This window comes from Rhodanobacter koreensis (assembly GCF_054782855.1).
Genome location: NZ_BAAGRR010000009.1, coordinates 1 through 5,640 on the forward strand (window position 1 = coordinate 1; position 5,640 = coordinate 5,640).

At 54.8% G+C, this 5,640-nt stretch carries 2 tRNA genes and 3 rRNA genes; all 5 read right to left on the reverse strand.

Annotated elements, in window-relative coordinates:
* Positions 1–82: 82 nt before the first annotated feature.
* A 5S ribosomal RNA gene (gene rrf, locus ACYVKM_RS12220) occupies positions 83–196 on the reverse strand.
* Positions 197–387: 191 nt separating this feature from the next.
* Positions 388–3,269, reverse strand: a 23S ribosomal RNA gene (locus ACYVKM_RS12225).
* Between the two features lie 203 nt (positions 3,270–3,472).
* Positions 3,473–3,548: transfer RNA gene (locus ACYVKM_RS12230), tRNA-Ala, on the reverse strand.
* A 1-nt stretch (position 3,549) separates the two neighbouring features.
* Positions 3,550–3,626, reverse strand: a tRNA-Ile gene (locus ACYVKM_RS12235).
* Between the two features lie 195 nt (positions 3,627–3,821).
* Positions 3,822–5,366: ribosomal RNA gene (locus tag ACYVKM_RS12240) — 16S ribosomal RNA — on the reverse strand.
* Together the 16S, 23S and 5S rRNA genes with 2 tRNA genes alongside form the textbook arrangement of a ribosomal RNA operon.
* Positions 5,367–5,640: the final 274 nt, after the last annotated feature.

Sequence of the window (5,640 nt, forward strand, 5' to 3'; positions counted from 1 at the left end):
GGGTTGCGCTCTTCGATCGCGTCAGCCATGTCGCATAAAGAAAAACCCCCACCGTTTCCGGTGAGGGTTTTTGGGATAAAGCCCCTGGCGGTGACCTACTCTTGCATGGCAAAGCCACACTACCATCGGCGCATGCGCGTTTCACTTCTGAGTTCGGGATGGGATCAGGTGGTACCACGCCGCTATGGCCGCCAGGGAAGGGGTTGAAGCAGCGCATCGCGCGCCGGCTTCAGTCTGGGTGAAGCCCTTTTGAAGAGTCCGCCACGGATGGCGGGCTTTGCTCTTCGCGAAAAGGACTTCGCGTCAAATAAATCGTAAACGAGTGACAAGCGTCGAGGTGAATGCGAATCGAGGGTGTTGCGGACACACGAAGCGTCTTGGGGTTATATGGTCAAGCCGCACGGCTCATTAGTATCAGTTAGCTGAACGCATTGCTGCGCTTCCACACCTGACCTATCAACCACCTAGTCTTGATGGTGCCTTAAGGAGACTCGAAGTCTCGGGAGATCTCATCTTGGGGCGTGCTTCCCGCTTAGATGCTTTCAGCGGTTATCACTTCCGTTCGTAGCTACCGGGCAATGCCATGGGCATGACAACCCGAACACCAGCGGAACGTCCACTCCGGTCCTCTCGTACTAGGAGCAGCCCCCCTCAAATCTCCAACGCCCACGACAGATAGGGACCGAACTGTCTCACGACGTTCTGAACCCAGCTCGCGTACCACTTTAAATGGCGAACAGCCATACCCTTGGGACCGGCTACAGCCCCAGGATGTGATGAGCCGACATCGAGGTGCCAAACACCGCCGTCGATATGAACTCTTGGGCGGTATCAGCCTGTTATCCCCGGAGTACCTTTTATCCGTTGAGCGATGGCCCTTCCATACAGAACCACCGGATCACTATGACCTACTTTCGTACCTGCTTGATCCGTCGATCTCGCAGTCAAGCACGCTTATGCCATTGCACACAGTGCGCGATGTCCGACCGCGCTGAGCGTACCTTCGTGCTCCTCCGTTACTCTTTGGGAGGAGACCGCCCCAGTCAAACTACCCACCATACACGGTCCCTGACCCGGATTACGGGCCGAGGTTAGAACGTCAAGCACTTCAGGGTGGTATTTCAAGGATGGCTCCACGCAAACTGGCGTCTGCGCTTCAAAGCCTCCCACCTATCCTACACAGAAGAACTCAACGTTCAGTGTAAAGCTATAGTAAAGGTTCACGGGGTCTTTCCGTCTTGCCGCGGGAACGCTGCATCTTCACAGCGAATTCAATTTCACTGAGTCTCGGGTGGAGACAGCGCCGCTGTCGTTACGCCATTCGTGCAGGTCGGAACTTACCCGACAAGGAATTTCGCTACCTTAGGACCGTTATAGTTACGGCCGCCGTTTACTGGGGCTTCGATCAAGAGCTTCGCCTTGCGGCTGACCCCATCAATTAACCTTCCAGCACCGGGCAGGCGTCACACCCTATACGTCCACTTTCGTGTTTGCAGAGTGCTGTGTTTTTGATAAACAGTCGCAGCGGCCAGGTTACTGCGACCCATCAACGCTCAGTCACGCACGTGACCACGCCGATGGGCGCACCTTCTCCCGAAGTTACGGTGCCATTTTGCCTAGTTCCTTCACCCGAGTTCTCTCAAGCGCCTTGGGATTCTCACCCTGCCTACCAGTGTCGGTTTACGGTACGGTTTTTCTACAGCTGAAGCTTAGTGGCTTTTCCTGGAAGCGTGGTGTCAGTCACTTCGCCCAATAGGGCTCGTCTCGGTGCTCGGCATAAAGCATCCCGGATTTGCCTAAGATGCATGCCTACCTCCTTTCCCCGGGACAACCAACGCCCGGTAGACCTAACCTTCTCCGTCCCCACATCGCACTGTAGAAAAGTGCAGGAATATTAACCTGCTTCCCATCGACTACGCATTTCTGCCTCGCCTTAGGGGCCGACTCACCCTGCGCCGATGAACGTTGCGCGAGGAAACCTTGGGCTTTCGGCGTGCGGGCTTTTCACCCGCATTATCGTTACTCATGTCAGCATTCGCACTTCCGATACCTCCAGCAGACTTTACAATCCACCTTCACAGGCTTACGGAACGCTCCTCTACCGCGTACACATAAATGTGCACACCCCGAGCTTCGGTGCATAGCTTAGCCCCGTTAAATCTTCCGCGCAGACCGACTCGACCAGTGAGCTATTACGCTTTCTTTAAAGGGTGGCTGCTTCTAAGCCAACCTCCTGGCTGTCTATGCCTTTCCACATCGTTTTCCACTTAGCTATGACTTTGGGACCTTAGCTGCGGGTCTGGGTTGTTTCCCTTTTCACGACGGACGTTAGCACCCGCCGTGTGTCTCCCGTGTAGTACGTGTTGGTATTCGGAGTTTGCCATGGTTTGGTAAGTCGCGATGACCCCCTAGCCATAACAGTGCTCTACCCCCAACAGTATTCGCACGAGGCGCTACCTAAATAGCTTTCGAGGAGAACCAGCTATCTCCGAGTTTGTTTAGCCTTTCACTCCTATCCTCAGCTCATCCCCATCTATTGCAACAGATGTGGGTTCGGTCCTCCAGTGCGTGTTACCGCACCTTCAACCTGGCCAAGGATAGATCACTCGGTTTCGGGTCTACTGCCTGAGACTATGCGCCCTATTCAGACTCGATTTCTCTTCGCCTCCCCTATACGGTTAAGCTTGCCACAGACAGTAAGTCGCTGACCCATTATACAAAAGGTACGCAGTCACCCTTGCGGGCTTCCACTGCTTGTACGTATACGGTTTCAGGGTCTATTTCACTCCCCTCTCCGGGGTTCTTTTCGCCTTTCCCTCACGGTACTAGTTCGCTATCGGTCAGTCAGTAGTATTTAGCCTTGGAGGATGGTCCCCCCATGTTCAGACAAGGTTTCACGTGCCCCGCCTTACTCAATTTCACACACCATGCCCTTTCGTCGACTGGGCTATCACCATCTATGGCCGGCTTTTCCAAACCGTTTGACTAAAACATGATGTGCTTTTGGGCTAGTCCCCGTTCGCTCGTCGCTACTCAGGGAATCTCGGTTGATTTCTTTTCCTCCGGGTACTTAGATATTTCAGTTCCCCGGGTTCGCCCTGCATGGCTATGTATTCACCATGCAGTACTCCTTGCGGAGTGGGTTTCCCCATTCGGACATTGCCGGATCAAAGCTTGTTGCCAGCTCCCCGACACTTTTCGCAGGCTGCCACGTCCTTCATCGCCTCTGACTGCCAAGGCATCCACCGTATACGCTTAGTCGCTTGACCATATAACCCCAAGTCGCCTCGGGGCAGCACCCTCATCAGGTGCAGCCAAGTTACTTCGTTTTCGTGCCTTAACACCTGTCTCGGTTCGGTTCGAACCAAGACGCTTGTCACTCGTTTACTGATTTTCAAAGAACATCACGCCGGCCTCAATGCCGGATGATTTCAAAATCTTTTGTGTGCTGATACTTCACGCGGCGCTTATATGGTGGAGCCAGTCGGGATCGAACCGACGACCCCCTGCTTGCAAAGCAGGTGCTCTCCCAGCTGAGCTATGGCCCCATGGTGGGTCTGGGTGGACTCGAACCACCGGCCTCACCCTTATCAGGGGTGCGCTCTAACCACCTGAGCTACAGACCCATGAAAGGTGAACCCCAGAACCCGCGAGCCAAGCTACCTGGACAAACGACCTAGGACCAGGTTCGAAGCGGCGGTTGATGAAGAGTCCGTCCATGGATGGACGGTCTTGATCTTCGCTCTTCGCGACAGGATGTCGCGTGAAGTACAGGTGTCTTGTGTGGACGTCTTGCGAGAAGGGCTACGCCGTCTATCTCGAAAGGAGGTGATCCAGCCGCACCTTCCGATACGGCTACCTTGTTACGACTTCACCCCAGTCATGAACCACTCCGTGGTCGTCGTCCCCCTTGCGGTTAGACTAACGGCTTCTGGAGCAACTCACTCCCATGGTGTGACGGGCGGTGTGTACAAGGCCCGGGAACGTATTCACCGCGGCATAGCTGATCCGCGATTACTAGCGATTCCGACTTCACGAAGTCGAGTTGCAGACTTCGATCCGGACTGGGATCGGCTTTCTGGGATTGGCTCCACCTCGCGGTATTGCAACCCTCTGTACCGACCATTGTAGTACGTGTGTAGCCCTGGCCGTAAGGGCCATGAGGACTTGACGTCATCCCCACCTTCCTCCGGTTTGTCACCGGCAGTCTCCTTAGAGTTCCCACCATTACGTGCTGGCAACTAAGGACAAGGGTTGCGCTCGTTGCGGGACTTAACCCAACATCTCACGACACGAGCTGACGACAGCCATGCAGCACCTGTGTTCCGATTCCCGAAGGCACTCCCGCATCTCTGCAGGATTCCGGACATGTCAAGGCCAGGTAAGGTTCTTCGCGTTGCATCGAATTAAACCACATACTCCACCGCTTGTGCGGGCCCCCGTCAATTCCTTTGAGTTTCAGTCTTGCGACCGTACTCCCCAGGCGGCGAACTTAACGCGTTAGCTTCGACACTGATCTCCGAGTTGAGACCAACATCCAGTTCGCATCGTTTAGGGCGTGGACTACCAGGGTATCTAATCCTGTTTGCTCCCCACGCTTTCGTGCTTCAGCGTCAGTGTTGTCCCAGATGGCCGCCTTCGCCACTGATGTTCCTTCCGATCTCTACGCATTTCACCGCTACACCGGAAATTCCACCATCCTCTGACACACTCTAGCTGTCCAGTATCCATCGCCATTCCCAGGTTGAGCCCGGGGATTTCACGACAGACTTAAACAACCGCCTACGCACCCTTTACGCCCAGTAATTCCGATTAACGCTTGCACCCTTCGTATTACCGCGGCTGCTGGCACGAAGTTAGCCGGTGCTTATTCCTCAGGTACCGTCAGCCCCACCGGTTATTAACCGGTAGTATTTCGCTCCTGATAAAAGTGCTTTACAACCCGAAGGCCTTCTTCACACACGCGGCATTGCTGGATCAGGCTTGCGCCCATTGTCCAATATTCCCCACTGCTGCCTCCCGTAGGAGTCTGGACCGTGTCTCAGTTCCAGTGTGGCTGATCATCCTCTCAGACCAGCTAGCGATCGTCGCCTTGGTAGGCCATTACCCTACCAACTAGCTAATCGCACATCGGTCCGTCCAACCGCGCGAGGCCCGAAGGTCCCCCGCTTTCTCCCGTAGGACGTATGCGGTATTAGCGTAAGTTTCCCTACGTTATCCCCCACGTCTGGGTAGGTCCCGATGCATTACTCACCCGTCCGCCACTCGCCACCCACCGTATTGCTACGGCTGTGCTGCCGTTCGACTTGCATGTGTTAGGCATGCCGCCAGCGTTCAATCTGAGCCAGGATCAAACTCTTCACTTAAGTTTTCGACAACCTCACCCTTGCGGGCTGAAGCCATCTATCTTTCTGAAGCGTTTACCCCAACCAATCAAAACTCATTACTGACTTTTTACTTGGTGGGACGCTTGCATTGCTTGGACGGGTCGTAACCCTCCACCGCAAGGCGTCCACACAATTCACCTGCGCACACTGTCAAAGATCTTCTCGCTCGTCGCCGATTGCTCGGTGACGCCCGGGACGTTTCGTCCTGGGTGAGCCGCCCATTCTACATCGCTTTTGAAGACCGTCAACACCC